The sequence below is a fragment of the Actinomadura sp. CNU-125 genome, from assembly GCF_001942465.1.
In the GTDB taxonomy this organism is placed as follows: domain Bacteria; phylum Actinomycetota; class Actinomycetes; order Streptosporangiales; family Streptosporangiaceae; genus Spirillospora.
In genome coordinates, this window is sequence record NZ_MKJY01000004.1 from 1 (window position 1) to 16676 (window position 16676).

Sequence of the window (16676 nt, forward strand, 5' to 3'; positions counted from 1 at the left end):
CGCGCAGGACCCGGCGGCGCTGCTCGCCCGCTGGCGGGACGGCCGGCCCGCCGCATGCTCGACGCGCTCGCCGCCGTCCCGCCGGGGACGAAGATGCCGTGGTTCGGGCCGCCGATGAGCACGGCGTCCATGGCGACGGGACGGCTGATGGAGACGTGGGCGCACGGCGAGGTCGTCGCGGACGGCGCTCGGGGCGCGGCGCGAGCCGACGCACCGGCTCCGGCACGTCGCGCACATCGGCGTCCGGGCGCGCGACTTCGCGTTCGGCACCCGCGGGCTGACGCCGCCCGCCGAGGAGTTCCGGGTGGAGCTGACCGGGCCGTCCGGCGAGGTGTGGACGTGGGGGCCGGACGGCGCGCGGCAGTCCGTCCGGGGCCCGGCGCTGGACTTCTGCCGGCTGGTGACCCGGCGGCGGCACCGCGACGACCTCGCCGTGACGGCGGACGGGCCGGACGCGGACCGCTGGCTCGGCATCGCGCAGGCGTTCGCGGGGAGTCCGGGCGCCGACCCGGAACCGAAGGGCGCCTGAGCGCGGCCGAGAGTCTCGCCACTTCCGGCGGCGCGGGCGTTCGGAACCGTCTCCTGCGGATACGTGTAGAACATGACCGTTCTCATCGCTTTCGACGGTTCCGACGCCCGCGCCGCGTCGAGTACGCCGCCCGGCACCTGCGGCCCGAACCGACGGTGATCCTCACCGTCTGGGAACCGCTGCTCACGCAGATCACCTGGGCGCCGATCGCCGCCGCCGCGCCGGTGATCATGCAGACCGGCGGCGGCCGCGACCAGTTCGAGGAGGAGCAGCACGCACAGCTCCTCGCCGCGAAGGGCGCCGAGTTCGCCACCGGCGCGGGGTTGCCGGACGTGACGCCGCGCGCGGAGCGCAGCGGCGGTCCCGTCTGGGCGGCGATCGTCGACATCGCCGCCGAACTGGACGCCTCCCTCGTCGTCACCGGGTCGCGGGGGCTGTCGGGCGCCCGGTCGGTGCTGCTCGGCAGCACCTCGACGCGCGTCCTCCACCACGTGGACCGGCCGGTCCTGATCGTGCCGCCGGTCGCGGAGAAAAAGAAGAAGAAGGGTTAGGGCAGGCCGACCGCGCGCTCGAACGCGGCGTACGCGTCCGGGGTGAACAGGACGAACCGGGCGTCGGTCGCGTTCGTCGGCGTGGCCCGGACGGTGCCGACGGCGATGCGCGCGGCGTCGTCCAGCGGCCAGCCGTAGATGCCCGCCGACACCGCCGGGAACGCGATCGAGCGGACGCCGAGTTCGTCGGCCACGCGCAGCGACTCGCGGTAGCAGGAGGCGAGCCGGTCGGAGCGGTCCTCGCCGGCGGAGTAGACGGGCCCGACGGTGTGGATCACCCAGCGCGCCGGGAGTTCGCCCGCGGTGGTCGCGACGGCCTGGCCGGTCGGGAGCCCGCCGCCGTAGTGGGAGGCGCGCAGTTTGCGGCATTCGTCGAGGATCTCCGGCCCGCCCTTGCGGTGGATGGCGCCGTCGACGCCGCCCCCGCCCAGCAGGGACGAGTTCGCCGCGTTCACCACCGCGTCGACGTGCTCCTCGGTGATGTCGCCCCGAACCAGAGTGATCTTCATGTTCGCCGTCGCCCTCCGCACGATTCGTCCCCGCCAGAACAGAAGAATTCTCCCCCGCGCGTGCGCGAAACGCACCGGAGCGCTCCACGGCGGTACCCTCGGTGGCGGACGGGCAACGGGGGCGGAATCGCCCGTCCATCCCCGCATCCGGCCCCGTGTTCGGGCGAGGTCGGCACGTCCGCCGCCGATGGCGGGCGTGACCTGGGAAGAGAGTCTGCCTATCCTGCCGTGAACTGACCCGCGATGGCGTGAAGCCGTGGAGGTTACCCCCTTGAAGATTCTCCTCGCCGGAGCGACCGGAGTCATCGGCCGCCGGCTGACCCCGCTGCTCGTCCAGGCGGGCCACGAGGTCGCAGGGACGACGCGCGACTCCGAGCGCGCCGGGTCGATCACCGAGCTGGGCGCCGAGCCGGTCGTGATGGACGCGCTCGACCCCGGTTCGGTGCGCGAAGCCGTGGCCGCGACGCGTCCGGACGTGGTGATGCACCAGCTCACCGACCTGTCCGCCGAGAACTTCGAGGCGAACTCGCACCTGCGGATCGAGGGCACCCGCAACCTGGTCGACGCCGCCCTCGACGCGGACGTGCGGACGATGATCGCGCAGAGCATCGCCTGGCTGTACCGGCCGGGCGAGGGGCCCGCCGTCGAGGACGACGTGCTGGACGCCAAGCTCCCGCCGTACTCGGGCATCGCCGCGCTGGAGAAGGCCGTCGGGGAGATGCCGCACGGCGTCGTCCTGCGGTACGGGGCGCTGTACGGGCCCGGCACCTGGTACGCGCCGGACGGCGCCATCGCCGCGCGGGTGAAGGCCGGGAACATGCGGCCGAACCCGGCGTGGACGTCGTTCGTGCACGCCGACGACGCCGCCGCGGCGGCGCTCGCCGCGCTCGACTGGCCCGCCGGGCCGGTCAACGTCGTCGACGACGAGCCCGCGACGACCAACGACTGGCTGCCGGTCTACACCGCCGCGCTCGGCGTCCGGCACCCGCGCGGGGCGCGGCACGCCGCGGAGACGGGCCGTCCGGTGTCCAACGCGAAGGCGAAGAAGCTCGGCTGGAAGCCGCGCGTCGCGTCCTGGCGGACCGGGTTCGCCGAGATGGACGGCAGCTGAACGTCGCGTTCCGGACGGAACGTGACAATTCGGATCAGCCGAACTGGAACGACCGCTTCGCCAGGCCGAACCAGTAACCGTCGATGACGGACCGGCGGGCCGAGGCGTCGGCGCCGGTACCGCCCTCGGCGTCGGCGCCGAGCGCCACGAACAGCGGCGCGAAGTGCTCGGTGCGCGGGTGGGCGATGCGCGCCGCCGGGGCCTTCGCGCGGAAGTCCAGCAGCGCGTCGACGTCGCCCGCCGCGACGGCCGCGTCCGTCCAGGCGTCGAACTCGGCCGACCACGCGGGCGGCGCGGCGTCCGCGCCCGGGCGCATCTCGCGCAGGTTGTGCGTGGTGAAGCCGCTGCCGACGATCAGCACGCCCTGCTCGCGCAGCGGCGCGAGCGCCCGGCCGACCTCGAAGAGCCGCTCCGGCTCCAGCGTCGGCATCGACATCTGCAGCACCGGGACGTCCGCGTCGGGATACATCTCCACGAGCGGGACGTACGCCCCGTGGTCGAGGCCGCGCTCGTCGTCCTGGCGGGTGCCGGGCAGCAGCGCGCGGACGTCCGCGGCCAGTTCGGGCGCCGCGGGCGCGTCATACCGGACGCGGTAGTAGCGCTCGGGGAACCCCCAGAAGTCGTACACGAGCGGGACGGGACGGGTCGCGCTCAGCGTCGTCGGCGCCTCCTCCCAGTGCGCCGACACCATCAGGACGGCCTCCGGCTTCGGCAGTTCGGCGGCCCAGCGGGCGAGCTCGTCCGTCCAGACGGGGTCGTCGGCGAGCGGCGGCGCGCCGTGGCTCAGGTACAGAACAGGCATCCGGGACATGAGGGCCTCCAATGCGGCATCAGTAGTTCAAAACTAAACGAAAAAAGTTGAACTTTCAAGTCTTGAGCATTCAACGAATCAACTACACTTGGGGGCATGGCAGACCCCCCGTGGCTCGACGATGACGAGCAGGAGACCTGGCGCGCGTTCCTGTGGACGTCGCGGCTGCTCAACGAGGCCCTGGACCGCCAACTCCAGCGCGACTCGGGGATGCCGCACGCCTACTACATGATCCTCGCGATGCTTTCGGAGTCCCCCGGGCGCGCGCGCACGATGTCCGAACTCGCGGAGGTCGTCCACTCGTCCCCGAGCCGCCTCTCGCACGCCGTCAACCGGCTGGAGGCGGCCGGCTGGGTGCGCCGCAGCAAGCACCCCACCGACCGCCGCACCACGATCGCCGAACTGACGACGCAGGCTTCGACGTGCTCGTCGAGGCCGCGCCCGGCCACGTCGCCGAGGTCCGGCGGCACCTGTTCGACCCGCTCACGCGCGAGCAGACGCTGGAGTTCCGCGAGACGCTGCGCGCGCTGCTGAACTCGCTCGACCCGCAGCGCGAAGCGCCCTGCGCCCGCGGCGACGGCTGACGTTCCGCCGTCCCGTGGCCGACGGGCCTCACACCGGATCGCGGACGCGCTCGCGCGGTGCGCTGCCGCGGGACGAACCGGGCCGGCGGCCGAACGGCCGCCACCAGTTGTAGGCGCCCATCAGCCGCATGGCGGCGGGGACCAGGACCAGCCGGACGAGCGTGGCGTCTCATCACCCTAAGTGATCACCTGGGCGCGGAGCCGACCGCGCAACGGCCTCACCCTCCTGACGTTGATCTGCGGCGTGTTGCCCTTATGGGCGCCCGAGTTAGGGCAACACGCCGCAGATCAACGAAACCACGGGACGGTGGGCTAGCTCAGGAACTCGACGGTGTGGGCCTTCGCGTCGGGGTGGACGGCCGCGAGCAGGCGCAGGCCCTCCTCCTCCAGGGCGGTCCGCTCCGGGCCCGGGACCGGGGCGAACGGGTCGATCCGCAGCGTCGCCTCCCCGCGCCGCTTCTCTGCCTTCCACATGCCGTGGACGAAGCCGTCCACGAGGAACGTCGCACGGATGATCCCGTTCACGGTGAAGATCCGCTTGCGGTGCTCGTCGGAGATCACGCGCGTCCGGTCGGCGTGCGAAAGGGTCAGGTTGTCGAACTCTGGGACGAACCGGACGGGCGCCGGTTCGTCCGCGCCGGGACGCGGGGCCTCCGGCAGGTCGTAGAGGACGCGGCCGCGCTCGTCCCGGAACCGCACCAGCTTCGGTTCGAGCCGCTCCACGACGTCCCGCAACCCCACGAGCCCCGACCACTGCTGGACGTCCTGCACGCTCGCCGGTCCGAACGCCCCCAGATACCGCAGCACCAGCTCGTCGATCGACGGCTCCGCCGCCGCGCCCTCGCCGAGCCACGCGTCGAGGGTCGTGTGCCGGGCCGTCCCCGCCTTACCCCACAGGCCGCGCGGCGGCACCTGCACCAGCGGCAGCATGAGCCGGACGCCCCAGACGAGCAGCGCCGGGTCCTGCTCGGGCCACCGGTCGGCCAGCAGCGTCCGGAGTTCCTTGTCCGAGCGCGGCTCCTCGTCGAGGAGCGCGCGGGCGGCGTCCGCGACGGCCCGCATGTCGACGCCGTCCAGCCCGCGGCCCGCCGGCCCGGCCCGGTACCGGTCGAGGAGCGGCTGGGTCAGCGGCCGCAGGACGCGCGCGTCCCGGGCCCCGACCAGGTGCAGCGTGCCGCGCATGAGGACGATCCGCAGCGCCCGCCGCTCGGTCAGCAGCCGGGACACCGAGTCGAACTCGAACCCCTCCACCCGGCTCCACAGCCCGATGTACGGGGGGTTCGGCGCCTGCGCCTGCATCCCGACGAGCCGCTCGATCGCCTCCAGCGCGGTCACCGGCTCCCGCCGGAGCAGCATCTGGCGAGCGAGCAGCGCCCGGTTCAGCTCCCGCCTGCCGAGCACCGTCTCCGCGTCAGTCGTCATAACGCCCCCGGAGTTCCCGCCAGCCGGGCGGAGGGCCCGGCAGCTCCGCGACGCCCGTCAGGTGCAGGGCGTCCAGCATGAGCGCGAGGTACCGGTGCTGCAGCCGGTTCATCCGGGCGTCGTCGCCGATCCGGATCGTGTGCAGATGCTCCAGCAGGACCGACACGTCGCCGACCGCGATCTCGGGCCGCAGCGCCCCGGCCTCCTTCGTCCGGTCGAGCAGCCGTTCCGTGGCCGTGTGGATCTCCCGGCCCTTGCCGCTCATCTCCTCGGTGACCTCGAAGTTCCCGGCGAGCCGCATCGTCAGCGAGCCGGCGCCGATGTCCAGGCAGCGGCGCATGAACGCGGCGAACGCCTCCCACGGGTCGCCGCCGTCGGCGAGGGCCCGCTCGACCTCGGCGAGGTAGCGGTCCATGCCCTCGTCGGCGAGGGACTGCAGCAGCACCTCTTTGCTCTTGTACCGGCGGTAGAGGGCGCTGATCCCCACTCCGGCATGTTCGGCCACCGCGGAGATCGGCGCGCCCGGGTCCGCGGTGAACACCGCGCGCGCCGCCTTCCGGATCAGTTCGTCATTGCGCGCGGCCTGGGCTTTCCGCCCGCTCATCGGCCCCGCGGCCCTGTTGTCCATACCCGCAGCATAGCGGAACGAAGAATTCCGTTCTAGCTCGTACGGACGATCGGCCGCCCGCCCGGCTTGACGCGGGGACACCGCCGGGCGCATGATGAACACGTGTTCATGAACAAGCGTTCATGACGAGAGGAGCCCCCGTGGAAATCGTCAACACGCACCAGGCCGAGGCATGGAACGGGTACGAGGGCACGCACTGGGCCGACCACCACGCCCGGTACGACGCCGTGAACAGCGGCTTCAACCCGCACCTGCTGGACGCCGCCGAGATCGGCCCGCGCGACCGCGTCCTCGACATCGGCTGCGGCAACGGCCAGGTCACGCGGCTCGCGGCGGAGCGGGCGAACCTCGGCTCGGCGACCGGCGTCGACCTGTCGGCGCCGATGCTCGACCGGGCGCGGACCCTGGCCGAGCAGGAGGGCGTCGCGAACGTCCGGTTCGAGCAGGGCGACGCGCAGCTGTACCCGTTCCCGGACGGCGGCTTCGACGCCGCGATCAGCCGGTTCGGGATCATGTTCTTCGCCGACCCGGTCGCCGCGTTCGGCAACGTCCGGCGCGCCCTGGCCGAGGGCGGCCGGGCCGCGTTCCTCGCGATGGCGTCGCCGCAGGACGGCGACCTCGGCGCGGTGTTCGCCGCGCTCCCGCCGCTCCCGCGGCCCGCGCTCGGGCACGACGGCCCGCTCTCCCTCGCCGACCCCGACCGCGCTCACGAGATCCTCGCCGCCGCCGGTTTCCACGCCGTGACGAGCCGTCCGGTCGAGGCCGAACAGGTGTGGGGCCGCGACGCCGCCGACGCCGCCGCGTTCCTCGCCGCCTGGGGCCCGATCCGCTACAACTACGGCGAAGGGGACGAACTGGTCGCGACGATCGCGGACGCGCTGCGTCCGTTCGAGCGCGCCGGCGCCGTCCGGCTGCGCAGCACCGCCTGGCTGATCACCGCGCGCCGATGAAGCGCGTGGTGATCCTCGGCGGCTACGGGGCGGTCGGCCGCGAGGTCGTCGCGGGCCTGCGCGGGCACGTCCCCGAGATCGTCGTCGCGGGCCGCGACCCCGCGAAGGCCGGCACGATCCCCGGAACGACCCCCCTCCGCGTGGACCTCGCCCAGGCGTTCGGCGCGGTTCTGGACGCGGACGCCGTCGTGATGTGCGCCGAGCGGGAGAACGTGCGGGTCGCGCGGGCGTGCCTCGAACGGGGCGTCCACTACGTGGACGTGTCGGCGTCGCACGAGGTCCTACGCGGCATCGGGGAGCTCGACGGGCTCGCGGCGGCGAACGGCGCCTCGGCCGTCCTGTCCGTGGGGCTCGCGCCGGGCGTCACGAACCTGCTCGCGCACCGGTTCGCCGGGACCGGACGGCCCGTCGACATCGGCGTCCTGCTCGGTTCCGGCGAACGGCACGGCCCGAGCGCCGTCGAGTGGACCCTCGACTCGCTCGGCGCCCTCCGCGAACTGGACGAAACATGGACGATCCGGTTCCCGCCCCCGTACGGGACGCGCCGCGTCCACCGCTTCCCGTTCCCCGACCAGCACACGCTGCCGGGCCGCGTCCGCACCGGCCTGTGCCTCGACTCCCGCGCCGTGACCGCGCTGCTCCCCCGCGCCGCCCGGTTCCGGGACGCCCGGTGGCTGCGCGCCGCCGTCTCCCGCGTGCACGTGGGCGGCGACGGCTTCGCGGTCGCCGCCGCGTCCGGCGGGCGGGTCGCGGCGCTCTCCGGACGGCGGCAGAGCCGGGCGACCGGGCTGGTGGCGGCCCTGGCCGTCCGGCGGCTGGACCGGCCGCCGCGCGGCGTGCGGCACCTCGAAGCGGCCGTCGGTCCCGACTTCCTGGACGAACTCGCGGAACACGGCTTCGATCTGCACGAATACGATGCCGGGTGATGTCACCACGCAAAGCCGCCGCGCTGCGCCAGGGCGATGTGTCCCTGCGCGAGCACCTGATCGCGACCGCCGACCGCATGATGTCCGACCGCGGCGCGGCGGGCCTGACCGTCCGGGCGATCGCGCGGGAGGCGGGCGTGGCCGACGGCGTCCTCTACAACCACTTCGACGGCAAGGAGGAGCTGCTGGCGCTGGCCCTGCGGGCGCGCGTGCGGCGGGTCGAGGACGGGCTCGGGCCGCTCCCCGAGCCGGGCGCGGGGACGCTCGAAGCGAACCTGCGCGCGCACGTCGAGCGCGGGCTCGCCCTGCACAGCGCGCTGCTGCCCGCGCTCGCCGGGCTGACCGCGCAGCCCGACGTCCTCGCCCGGTTCGGGGCGTCGCACGAACCGGGCGACGAGTGGCGCGACCACCTGCACGCCTACCTGCGGGCCGAACGCGACCTCGGCCGGATCGCCGCCGACGCGTCCGTGCGGGCCGCCGCGTCGATGATCGTCGGGGTGTGCCACGAGGCCGTCCTGTCCGCGCTGCTGCACGCCGCCGAACCGGCCCCCGTGCCGGTCGCCGAGGTCGTCGCGTCCGTCCTGCACGGCATCGCGCCCGGCGATCGCTGAGCCGACCGGCGCCGCCGGGCGGCCGCCGGAAAGCGAACGCGACTAGATAATCCGCTACGGAACCAACTGGGTACGCTGGCGACATGACCGCTCTCGCCCCGACCAGTTCCGAAACCGACCTGTCCTTTCTCCTCGACCACACCGGGCTCGCGTTGAAGAGCCGGATGACGGCGGCGCTCGCCGAGGTCGGCCTGACGCCGCGCATGCATTGCGTCCTTGTGCACGCCCTTGAGCAGGAGCGCACGCAGATCCAGCTCGCGGAGATCGGCGACATGGACAAGACGACGATGGTCGCCACCGCGGACGCCTTGGAGAAGGCCGGTCTCGCGGAGCGGCGGCCGTCCTCGCGGGACCGGCGCGCGCGGATCATCGCGGTCACCGAGAAGGGGGCGGAGGTCGCCGCGAAGGGCCAGGAGATCGTCGACCGGGTGCACGGCGACGCGCTCGGCACGCTTCCCGACGACGAGCGGGACGTCCTCGTCCGCGCGCTGCGGCGGCTGGTCGCGGGCCATCTCGCGCGGCCCGTCGAGAGTCCGCAGCCGGTTCGGCGGGCGCGCGAGCGAGGATAAATAGTTCCGAAGCGGATCGTCTCTAACAGAACTATCTGCTAGCGTCTCTCCCATCGATCCACGATGGGAGAGACCCGTGCACGCTGTTCTACGGGCGCGCGGCACCGCGCTCGGGGTGCTGTCGGCCACGATGCTGATGACGATCCTCGACGGCTCGATCGTCACCGTCGCGCTGCCCGCGATCCAGGACGACCTCGGCTTCTCGGCCACCGGCCTGAGCTGGACCGTCAACGCCTACCTGATCGCGTTCGGCGGCCTGCTGCTGCTCGCCGGACGGCTCGGCGACCTCGTCGGCCGCAAGACGATGTTCCTCGCCGGGAACGCCGTGTTCACCGCCGCGTCGCTGCTCGCCGGCGCCGCGACCGGCCCCGCGGTGCTGATCGTCGCCCGATTCCTGCAGGGCGTCGGCAGCGCGATGGCCGCCTCGGTCGTCCTCGGCATCCTCGTCACCCTCTACACCGAGCCCGGCGAGCGCGCCCGCGCCCTCGGGGTCTTCGGTTTCACCGGCGCGGCCGGGGCCTCGATCGGGCAGGTGCTCGGCGGCGTCCTCACCGACGCGCTGAACTGGCACTGGATCTTCCTGATCAACCTGCCGATCGGCCTGGTCGCGATCCTGCTGGCGCTGCCCGCCCTGCCCCGCGACCGCGGCACCGGCCTCGCCGGGGGCGCGGACGTCGCCGGGGCGCTGCTCGTCACGTCCGGGCTGATGCTCGGCATCTACACCGTCGTGAAGATCGAGCAGTACGGCGTGCCGTCGGTCCATACGCTCGGCCTCGGCGCCCTCGCGGTCGCGCTGCTCGCGGGGTTCTTCGTCCGGCAGGCGAAGGCCGCGAACCCGCTGATGCCGCTGCGGATCCTGCGGTCGCGCAACACCTCCGGCGCCTACGCCGTCGAGATCCTCGCGTTCTCCGGGATGTTCTCGTTCCAGGTCATGGTCGCCCTCTACATGCAGAACGTCCTCGGCTACGGGGCGCTGGAGACCGGCGCCGCGATGCTCCCCGCGGCGCTGCTCAACGGTGCCGCGTCCCTGCTGCTGTCCGCGCGGCTGATCGGCCGCTACGGGGAACGCCCGGTGCTGCTGACCGGCCTGGGGATGCTGGGCGCCGCCCTCGCGCTGCTCGTCCGCCTCCCGGTGGACGGCGACTACCTCGTCCACCTGCTGCCGTCGATGCTGCTCGTCACCGGCTTCGGGTTCGCCCTGCCCGCGCTGACCGGCATCGCGATGTCCGGTGCCCGGCCGGAGGACGCGGGCCTGGCGTCCGGCCTGTTCAACACCGCGCAGCAGATCGGGATGGCGACCGGGATCGCGGTGCTGTCCACGCTCGCGGCGTCCCGCACCGGTTCGCTCGCCGCCGCCGGGGAGCCCGCCGCGGCCGCACTGACCGGGGGCTACCGGCTCGCGTTCGGTATCGCCGCCGTCCTGCTCGCCGCCGCGTTCGCCGTCGCCGTCGCGGTCCTGCGCACCCCGAAGCCCGGCGCGGCCGCACCCGCGCCCGCCGAGCCGTCCACCACGTCCGTCACCCTCTGAAGGAGCCCGACATGCCCGAATACGGACCCGGCCAGGGCCCCGGCCCGAAGCCCGTCACCCAGGACGACCTCGAACGCCTCCTCGCCGCGCAGCCGTTCGGCGTCCTCGCCATCGGCACGCCCGGCGGCCACCCGCACCTGTCGACCGTCGTGCACACCTGGGACCCCGACGCCCGGATCGTCCGGATCTCCACGGTCGCCGGACGCGCCAAGGTGCGGCGGCTCGCCGACGATCCGCGCGCCGCGCTGCACGTGTCGAGCGACGACCACATGTCGTTCGCCGTCGCCGAGGGCACCGCCGAGGTGTCCGCGGTGACCGAGACGCCCGGGGACGCGGTCGGCCGGGAACTGCTCGCGCTGACCCCCGGCTTCGCCGACCCGTCCGACGAGCGCGCGTTCTTGGAGCAGATGGTCGCGGACCGGCGGCAGGTGATCCGCCTGCACGTCACCCGGCTCTACGGAACCGTCCTCGCGGGCTAGGGCCGGTCAGTGCGGCAGGACGATCAGCAGCAGCGGCAGGCCCGCGACGAGCGGCACGGCGGCGGACGCCGCCAGCCGGGTCGCGCGCGGCAGCGGGCGCGGCTCCAGCAGCCGGTTCACGCGGGCCATCACCGGGATGTCGTCGCAGGTCGCCACCCCGAGCGTCCCCGACGGAGCCGCCGCCGGGCGGGCGGCGGCGAAGCGCAGCAGCGCCGTCGCCAGCTCGCGCGGCACGACCGGGCCCGGTCGTCGGCGGCCATCTCGATCAGCAGCTCCACGGCGTCCAGACATCGCCCCACCAGGTGGAACTGCGGGAACACCTGCCGCAGCGACGCGAACGGCAGCAGCACCAGGTCGTGCCGCTCACGGGCGTGCGCCCGCTCGTGGGCGAGCACGGCGGCCAGTTCCGCGGTGTCGAGCAGCTCCAGCGTCCCGGCGCTCACCACGACCTTGGACGAGCGGACGCCCGGCACGCAGTACGCGGCGGCGCCCGGATGGTCCAGGACGAGCGTGCCCGGGACGGCCGAGTCGCGGCGCGACACAAGCGCGAGCAGCGCCCGGTGCCGCTGCCGGGCCCGCACGACCCGCAGCACCGCGAACGCCAGCATGACCAGCAGCACACCGGCGAGGCTGACCGCGCCGAGCAGCGCCGTCATGTGGAGGGTGTCGAGCTTGGCGGCGCCGTCGTTGTAGAGGCCGGGCAGCCCGCCCGCGACGCCGCTGCGGTACGGCAGCAGCGCCAGCCCGAGCAGGGCGCCGATCGTGGCGATGCCCCAGCACAGGCCGAGGGCCTGCCACAGGGCGATGCCGATGCGCGGGGTCCGCCACGTCCAGCGTGCGCGAGACAGCACGTGTGCCCCGCCGACGGTCCCCAGGGAGATCAATGCGAGCAGGGCGGTTCCGGTCATGCCGGTGGTTCCTTCGACGTGAGGGCGGCCAGCGCCTGGCGGAGCACGTCGACCTCGTTGCTGGAGACCGACTTGACGAAGTGGACGAGCGCCTTGTCGCGGTCGCCCGTCTCCTCCAGCGCGCCCAGCATCAACTCGGTGACGTACCCCTCCCGGCTCTCCACCGGACGGTACCGCCAAGCGCGGCCGTCGCGCTCGCGCGCGAGGAAGCCTTTCTTCGCGAGCCTGTCGAGAACGGTCATGACGGTCGTGTGGGCGAGGTCCCGGTCGCCGGCGAGCGCGCGGCTGACGTCGCGCGCGGTCGCGGCGCCGGAGCCGGCGTCCTCACGCGCCCAGAGGACCTCCATGACCGTGCGTTCAAGTTCTCCCAGACCCTTCACAAAGCCCAGGTTATCCGACGCCCCCGCGTAGTACTACACGCGGTAGGACGTCAGCGTCCCGGCGCCACGAGGCCCAGCTCATAGGCGATGATCACGAGCTGGACGCGGTCGCGGGCGTCCAGTTTCGCGAGCAGCCGCGCCATGTGCGCCTTCACCGTCGCGACGCTGATGACCAGCTCGTCCGCGATCTCCCGGTTCGACAGGCCGCGCCCCACCAGCGTCAGCACCTCCCGCTCCCGCCCGGTGATCCCCTCGACCGGACGGTCGGGGCGCGCGGCCCCGGCGTCCCGTCCGGCGTCCGGTTCCGGACGCGCCGCGAACTCCGCGATCAGCCGCCGCGTCACGCTCGGCGCGATCAGCCCGTCGCCGCGCGCCACCACCCGGACGGCCGCGAGGATCTCCTCCAGCGCCATGTCCTTCACCAGGAACCCGCTCGCGCCCGCCCGCAGCGCCCCGTAGACGTACTCGTCGTCGTCGAACGTCGTCAGCATCACCACCCGCGCGCCCGAGATGCGGCGGGTGGCCTCGATCCCGTCCATGTCGGGCATCCGGATGTCCATGACGACGACGTCCGGGGCGACCTCCGCGGCCAGCCGCACGGCCTGCGCGCCCGTCCCGGCCTCCCCCACGATCTCCAGGTCGGACGTGTCGGCCATCAGCACCCGCAGGCCCGCCCGGACGAGCGGCTGGTCGTCGACGAGCAGCACCCGGATCGTCACGCCGGGATCCTCGCCGCCACCCGGAACCCGCCGCCCGGCCGCGGCCCCGCCGTCAGCTCCCCGCGCAGCAGCGCCACCCGCTCCCGCATCCCGACGATCCCGAACCCGGCGCCGACCACCCCGCCGCTCCCCTCGTCCTCGATCTCGATCTCCACGCGGTCGTCCCGGTACCCGACCGTCACCCGGCACGCCCGCACGTCCGCGTGCCGCACCACGTTCGTCAGCGCCTCCTGCACCACCCGGTAGGCGCACAGGTCGACGTCCGACGGGACCGGACGCCGCGTCCCCGTGCGCCGCACGTCCACCCGCACCCCGGCGTCGCACGTCGCCGCGGCGAGCCGGTCCAGGTCGTCCAGGCCGGGCGCCGGGCCGAGCGCGCCCTCCTTGCGCAGGCCGGTGAGCATCCGGCGCAGGCTCGCGAGCGTGTCGCGGCTCGTCGCCTCGATCGCGGCCAGCGCCTTGCGCGCCTCCGCGGGCTGCGTCTCGATCACCCGTCCCCCGACCCCGGCCTGGATCGCGATGATCCCGACGCTGTGCGCCACCATGTCGTGCAGCTCCCGCGCGATCCGCAGCCGCTCCTCCGCGACGGCCCGCTCGGTCTCCCGCACCCGCAGCTCGTCGGCGTGCGTCCGCCGCGACCGCACCGAGTTCCCCGCCGTCCACGCGACGACGACCGCCAGCAGCAGCGCCGCCAGCAGGCTCACATCGGCGTTGAGGAACGCCGCGGTGAGACCGGCCTGGACGGCGGCGGCGACCGCGGCCGCGCCCAGCGACACCGGCCGCGACCGCAGCGACGCGACGAAGCCGAGCCCGACGTCGACCAGGAGGACGAGCAGCAGCAGCACCGTGCCGATCTGCATCTCCACCAGCGCGCAGGTCCAGGCGACCAGCAGCACCGTGAACATCGACAGCGGCCGGCGCGGCGCCATCCCGAGCACGAGCAGCGTCAGGACCGATGTCGCCAGCACGTCCAGTTGCTGGAACCCCGACCCTCCGCTCATGAAGGTCACCTGGACCACGGCCGGATACAGGACGGCCCCGCACCAGGCCAGGACCGTCCAGACGCCCCGGGGATTCAGAGGGAAGGACATGCGCCGATCGTAACGAGCGGTACCCGTCCGCACATTGGCCCACGGGCCTAATCCCCCGGGCTACCGGACCTCCCCGAAATGTGATCCACGGCCCGACGCGGCGTCCCCGCGCCATTCGTCATCGTTGGCCTTCCGCACCGGACGGAGGACGAACGTGAAACGGCTGGCGTACACGGCCCTCGCCATCGAACTGATCGCCGTCGCGCTATTCGCCGCGACCTACGACTCGCTCGATTTCCGCATCTACATGCTGGGCGGCGAGTCCCTCACCGACGGCGCGAGCCTCTACCTCGACCAGCACGCCGAACACTGGTTCACCAACACCCCGTTCGCCGCCCTGCTGTTCGCGCCCCTGTCGGTGCTGCCGCTCACCGTCGCCCGCGTGATCTGGCAGTTCGCGTCCGTCGCCGCGTTCGCCTACGCCTGCACGGTGACGCTCGAACTCGCCGGCCGCCGCCCGTCCCGTCCGCTCGTCGCGGGGACGGTCGCGGCCGGGCTCGCCCTCGCGCCCATGTGGCATTCGCTGTTCCAGGGGCAGATCAACCTGTTCCTTCTGGCGCTCATCATGTTCGACATGAAACGCGTTTCCCAGGGCAGGACGGCGGGCATCGGAATCGGCATCGCAACGGCGATCAAACTGACCCCCGGCATCTTCATCCTGTTCCTCCTGGTGACGCGCAGAACGAAATCGGCCGCCGTTTCGACCGCCGCATTCGCGGGCTGCACCCTCGCCGCGTGGGCCGTCGGCCCGGACGCGTCCCGCGTCTACTGGCTGCACACCTTCTTCGACACCTCCCGCGTCGGCGCCCCGTACATCAGCAACCAGTCCCCGTACGGCGCCGCCATCCGAATCCTGAAGGGGGCGGAGCACGTGGACGGCTGGTACACGTTCGTCCCGTTCCTGATCGCCCTCGGCGGCCTCGCCCTCGCCGCCGCCTTCGCCCGCCGCGGCGACTGGCTCACCGCGATCGCCGTCACCGGCACGACGGGGCTGCTCGTCTCCCCGATCTCCTGGGCGCACCACTGGGTGTGGATCGTCCCGGCCCTGGCCGTCCTCGTCCGCGACGGCCACCGCATCGCCCCGGCCTGCGCCTACCTCGTGTTCGCCGTCGCCCCGATGTGGTTCACCCCGCGCGACGGCGGCCCGGACGAGTACGGCTTCCACGGCCCGGTCACCCTCGTGGCGAACGCCTACCTGGCCTCCGCCGTCGCCTTCCTGGCCTACGCCTGCGTCCGGGCCCGGTCGAAGACCCCCGACCGCCTCCCCGCCCTCGTCCCCGAGGACACCGCGGCGGGCGAGGCGGACGAGGCGGACGAGGCGGACGAGGCGCGGTGGCCGGTTTCTGTCAGGGGTTGAACCGTCCCGGCGGGCCTGGACGTCACACGTTCGTCGAGCGTGGTCCATCGTCGCGGGGAACGGCAGGGCGGTCATGTGCACACCGGATCCGCCGCCGACGGCGCCGCGCGCGCGTCCCCGGTACCTCTTCTACTACGACGAGCCGCCCGTCCCGGTGGGACGGGCGGACGCCGTCAGGGCGGTCGCCGTCAGGGAGTTCGTCGCGAACCTCGCGTGCCTCGTGGCCGGGGCGGGCGCGGTCCCGGCCGGACTCGTGCTGCTGGAGCTGCTGTCCCGCTGATCAGTCCGCGATCTTGATGCGGAGGCGGCGGAAGCCGCGGCCCTTGTTCTCCACCTTCGCGACGGTGATCCGGCCGATCTGCCTGGTGGACGCGACGTGGGTGCCGCCGTCTGCCTGGGTGTCGAGGCCGACGATGTCGACGATCCGGACGTCCTGGACCTCGGGCGGGACGAGGTTCGTCGCGGTGCGGATGATGTCGGGGATCTCGAACGCCTCGGCGCGCGGCAGCGTCCGGACGTCGACGCGGCGGTCGGCCTCGACCTCGGCGTTGCAGGCGTCCTCGACGGTCTGCTTGAACCCGGGCGGGACTTCGCGCAGGTCGAAGTCCATGCGGGCGCTCAGCGGCTCCATGTTGCCGCCCGTGACGAGGCAGCCGTAGTCGCGGAACACGACCCCGCACAGGAGGTGCAGGCCGGAGTGGGTGCGCATGAGCGCGGTGCGCCGTTCGTCCTCGACGGCGCACCGCACCGTGGTGCCGGACGGCGGCAGCGGGTCGTCCTCGGCGGGGAGGAGCACCAGGTCGTCGCCCTTGCGCACCCCCGCGATGCGGGTCTGGACGCCCTGCCAGAGGAGGACGCCGTGGTCGGCGGGCTGGCCGCCGCCGCCCGGGTAGAACGCGGAACGGTCGAGGACGATCCCGTCCGGTCCCGACTCGATGACGACGGCCTCCCACTCGCGGAGGTTCTGGTCGTCGAGTTCCAGGCGCGCCGTGCGCCCGTGCAGGTCGCTCATG

The 16676-nt window shown here is 73.5% G+C and carries 21 protein-coding genes and 1 pseudogene; 12 read left to right on the plus strand and 10 right to left on the minus strand.

The annotated features are described in order from the left end of the window. The first annotated feature begins 235 nt into the window (after window positions 1-235). Entirely contained in the window at window positions 236-529 is a 294-nt protein-coding gene (locus tag BJF79_RS65180) for a hypothetical protein (RefSeq protein WP_316043246.1), read from the plus strand. 155 nt (window positions 530-684) lie between these two features. Then, entirely contained in the window at window positions 685-1080 is a 396-nt protein-coding gene (locus tag BJF79_RS00530; RefSeq protein ID WP_262401315.1) for a universal stress protein, read from the plus strand. Here the strand turns inward: BJF79_RS00530 and BJF79_RS00535 are convergent. Continuing rightward, window positions 1077-1589 carry an O-acetyl-ADP-ribose deacetylase gene (locus tag BJF79_RS00535; RefSeq protein WP_075894509.1) on the minus strand — a complete coding sequence of 171 codons (513 nt, stop codon included), beginning with the start codon at window positions 1587-1589 and terminating at the stop codon, window positions 1077-1079. The genes BJF79_RS00530 and BJF79_RS00535 overlap by 4 nt on opposite strands. Window positions 1590-1860: 271 nt before the next feature. Between BJF79_RS00535 and BJF79_RS00540 the strand changes: the two genes are divergently transcribed. Next, complete coding sequence (locus BJF79_RS00540; RefSeq protein WP_075894510.1) at window positions 1861-2700, plus strand: NAD-dependent epimerase/dehydratase family protein; 840 nt, start codon at window positions 1861-1863, stop codon at window positions 2698-2700. Window positions 2701-2734: 34 nt separating this feature from the next. On the opposite strand, the gene BJF79_RS00545 is transcribed toward BJF79_RS00540, so the two are convergent. After that, entirely contained in the window at window positions 2735-3511 is a 777-nt protein-coding gene (locus BJF79_RS00545) for a dioxygenase (RefSeq protein ID WP_075894511.1), read from the minus strand. A 96-nt stretch (window positions 3512-3607) separates the two neighbouring features. Here BJF79_RS00545 and BJF79_RS00550 point away from each other — a divergent pair. Next, a pseudogene (locus BJF79_RS00550) lies at window positions 3608-4095 on the plus strand (MarR family winged helix-turn-helix transcriptional regulator). Window positions 4096-4407: 312 nt separating this feature from the next. Here BJF79_RS00550 and BJF79_RS00555 read toward each other — a convergent pair. Together BJF79_RS00555 and BJF79_RS00560 are read right to left on the minus strand one after the other, a co-directional pair. Next, on the minus strand, window positions 4408-5517 hold the full coding sequence (locus tag BJF79_RS00555; RefSeq protein WP_075894512.1) for a winged helix DNA-binding domain-containing protein: 1110 nt from the start codon (window positions 5515-5517) through the stop codon (window positions 4408-4410). After that, window positions 5507-6145: a TetR/AcrR family transcriptional regulator gene (locus BJF79_RS00560; RefSeq protein ID WP_075894513.1), complete on the minus strand. Its 639-nt coding sequence runs from the start codon at window positions 6143-6145 to the stop codon at window positions 5507-5509. Before BJF79_RS00560 ends, BJF79_RS00555 begins: the two co-directional genes overlap by 11 nt. Before the next feature lie 140 nt (window positions 6146-6285). Here BJF79_RS00560 and BJF79_RS00565 point away from each other — a divergent pair, with 140 nt between their 5' ends. The 6 genes from BJF79_RS00565 to BJF79_RS00590 all read left to right on the plus strand — a co-directional run bounded on the left by BJF79_RS00565 (window position 6286) and on the right by BJF79_RS00590 (window position 11208). Next, complete coding sequence (locus tag BJF79_RS00565) at window positions 6286-7095, plus strand: class I SAM-dependent methyltransferase (RefSeq protein ID WP_262401316.1); 810 nt, start codon at window positions 6286-6288, stop codon at window positions 7093-7095. After that, window positions 7092-8021 (plus strand): saccharopine dehydrogenase family protein, encoded by a 930-nt coding sequence (locus BJF79_RS00570; protein ID WP_075894515.1) that lies wholly within the window; start codon window positions 7092-7094, stop codon window positions 8019-8021. The genes BJF79_RS00565 and BJF79_RS00570 overlap by 4 nt, the downstream gene beginning before the upstream one ends. Further along, a complete protein-coding gene (locus BJF79_RS00575; RefSeq protein ID WP_075894536.1) occupies window positions 8021-8632 on the plus strand; it encodes a TetR/AcrR family transcriptional regulator in 612 nt (203 codons plus the stop codon). The genes BJF79_RS00570 and BJF79_RS00575 overlap by 1 nt, the downstream gene beginning before the upstream one ends. An 83-nt stretch (window positions 8633-8715) precedes the next feature. Beyond that, window positions 8716-9201 (plus strand): MarR family winged helix-turn-helix transcriptional regulator, encoded by a 486-nt coding sequence (locus BJF79_RS00580; RefSeq protein WP_075894516.1) that lies wholly within the window; start codon window positions 8716-8718, stop codon window positions 9199-9201. Window positions 9202-9277: 76 nt separating this feature from the next. Beyond that, window positions 9278-10729, plus strand: coding sequence for an MFS transporter (locus tag BJF79_RS00585; protein WP_262401317.1), 1452 nt, complete (start codon window positions 9278-9280; stop codon window positions 10727-10729). 11 nt (window positions 10730-10740) lie between these two features. After that, window positions 10741-11208, plus strand: coding sequence for a TIGR03618 family F420-dependent PPOX class oxidoreductase (locus BJF79_RS00590; protein WP_075894518.1), 468 nt, complete (start codon window positions 10741-10743; stop codon window positions 11206-11208). Window positions 11209-11214: 6 nt separating this feature from the next. Here BJF79_RS00590 and BJF79_RS57795 read toward each other — a convergent pair whose 3' ends face one another. Genes BJF79_RS57795 through BJF79_RS52605 form a run of 5 tightly spaced genes read right to left on the minus strand, consistent with a single transcriptional unit; the run spans window position 11215 to window position 14306 of the window. After that, window positions 11215-11364: a hypothetical protein gene (locus BJF79_RS57795; RefSeq protein ID WP_262401318.1), complete on the minus strand. Its 150-nt coding sequence runs from the start codon at window positions 11362-11364 to the stop codon at window positions 11215-11217. Then, the gene (locus BJF79_RS00595) at window positions 11337-12116 is read right to left on the minus strand and encodes a M56 family metallopeptidase (RefSeq protein ID WP_262401319.1); all 780 of its coding nucleotides are present in this window, start codon (window positions 12114-12116) and stop codon (window positions 11337-11339) included. Before BJF79_RS00595 ends, BJF79_RS57795 begins: the two co-directional genes overlap by 28 nt. Continuing rightward, window positions 12113-12496, minus strand: coding sequence for a BlaI/MecI/CopY family transcriptional regulator (locus BJF79_RS00600; RefSeq protein ID WP_075894519.1), 384 nt, complete (start codon window positions 12494-12496; stop codon window positions 12113-12115). The genes BJF79_RS00595 and BJF79_RS00600 overlap by 4 nt, the downstream gene beginning before the upstream one ends. 50 nt (window positions 12497-12546) lie before the next feature. Continuing rightward, window positions 12547-13215, minus strand: a complete 669-nt coding sequence (locus BJF79_RS52600; protein ID WP_075894520.1) for a response regulator — start codon at window positions 13213-13215, stop codon at window positions 12547-12549. Further along, window positions 13212-14306: a sensor histidine kinase gene (locus BJF79_RS52605; RefSeq protein WP_075894521.1), complete on the minus strand. Its 1095-nt coding sequence runs from the start codon at window positions 14304-14306 to the stop codon at window positions 13212-13214. Before BJF79_RS52605 ends, BJF79_RS52600 begins: the two co-directional genes overlap by 4 nt. Before the next feature lie 154 nt (window positions 14307-14460). On the opposite strand from BJF79_RS52605, the gene BJF79_RS00615 reads away from it, so the two are divergent. Then, window positions 14461-15663: a glycosyltransferase 87 family protein gene (locus BJF79_RS00615; protein WP_075894522.1), complete on the plus strand. Its 1203-nt coding sequence runs from the start codon at window positions 14461-14463 to the stop codon at window positions 15661-15663. A gap of 73 nt (window positions 15664-15736) precedes the next feature. Continuing rightward, window positions 15737-15943, plus strand: a complete 207-nt coding sequence (locus BJF79_RS00620; RefSeq protein WP_075894523.1) for a hypothetical protein — start codon at window positions 15737-15739, stop codon at window positions 15941-15943. Here BJF79_RS00620 and BJF79_RS00625 read toward each other — a convergent pair whose 3' ends face one another. Next, window positions 15944-16675, minus strand: coding sequence for an alanyl-tRNA editing protein (locus BJF79_RS00625; protein WP_075894524.1), 732 nt, complete (start codon window positions 16673-16675; stop codon window positions 15944-15946). Window position 16676 lies beyond the last annotated feature (1 nt).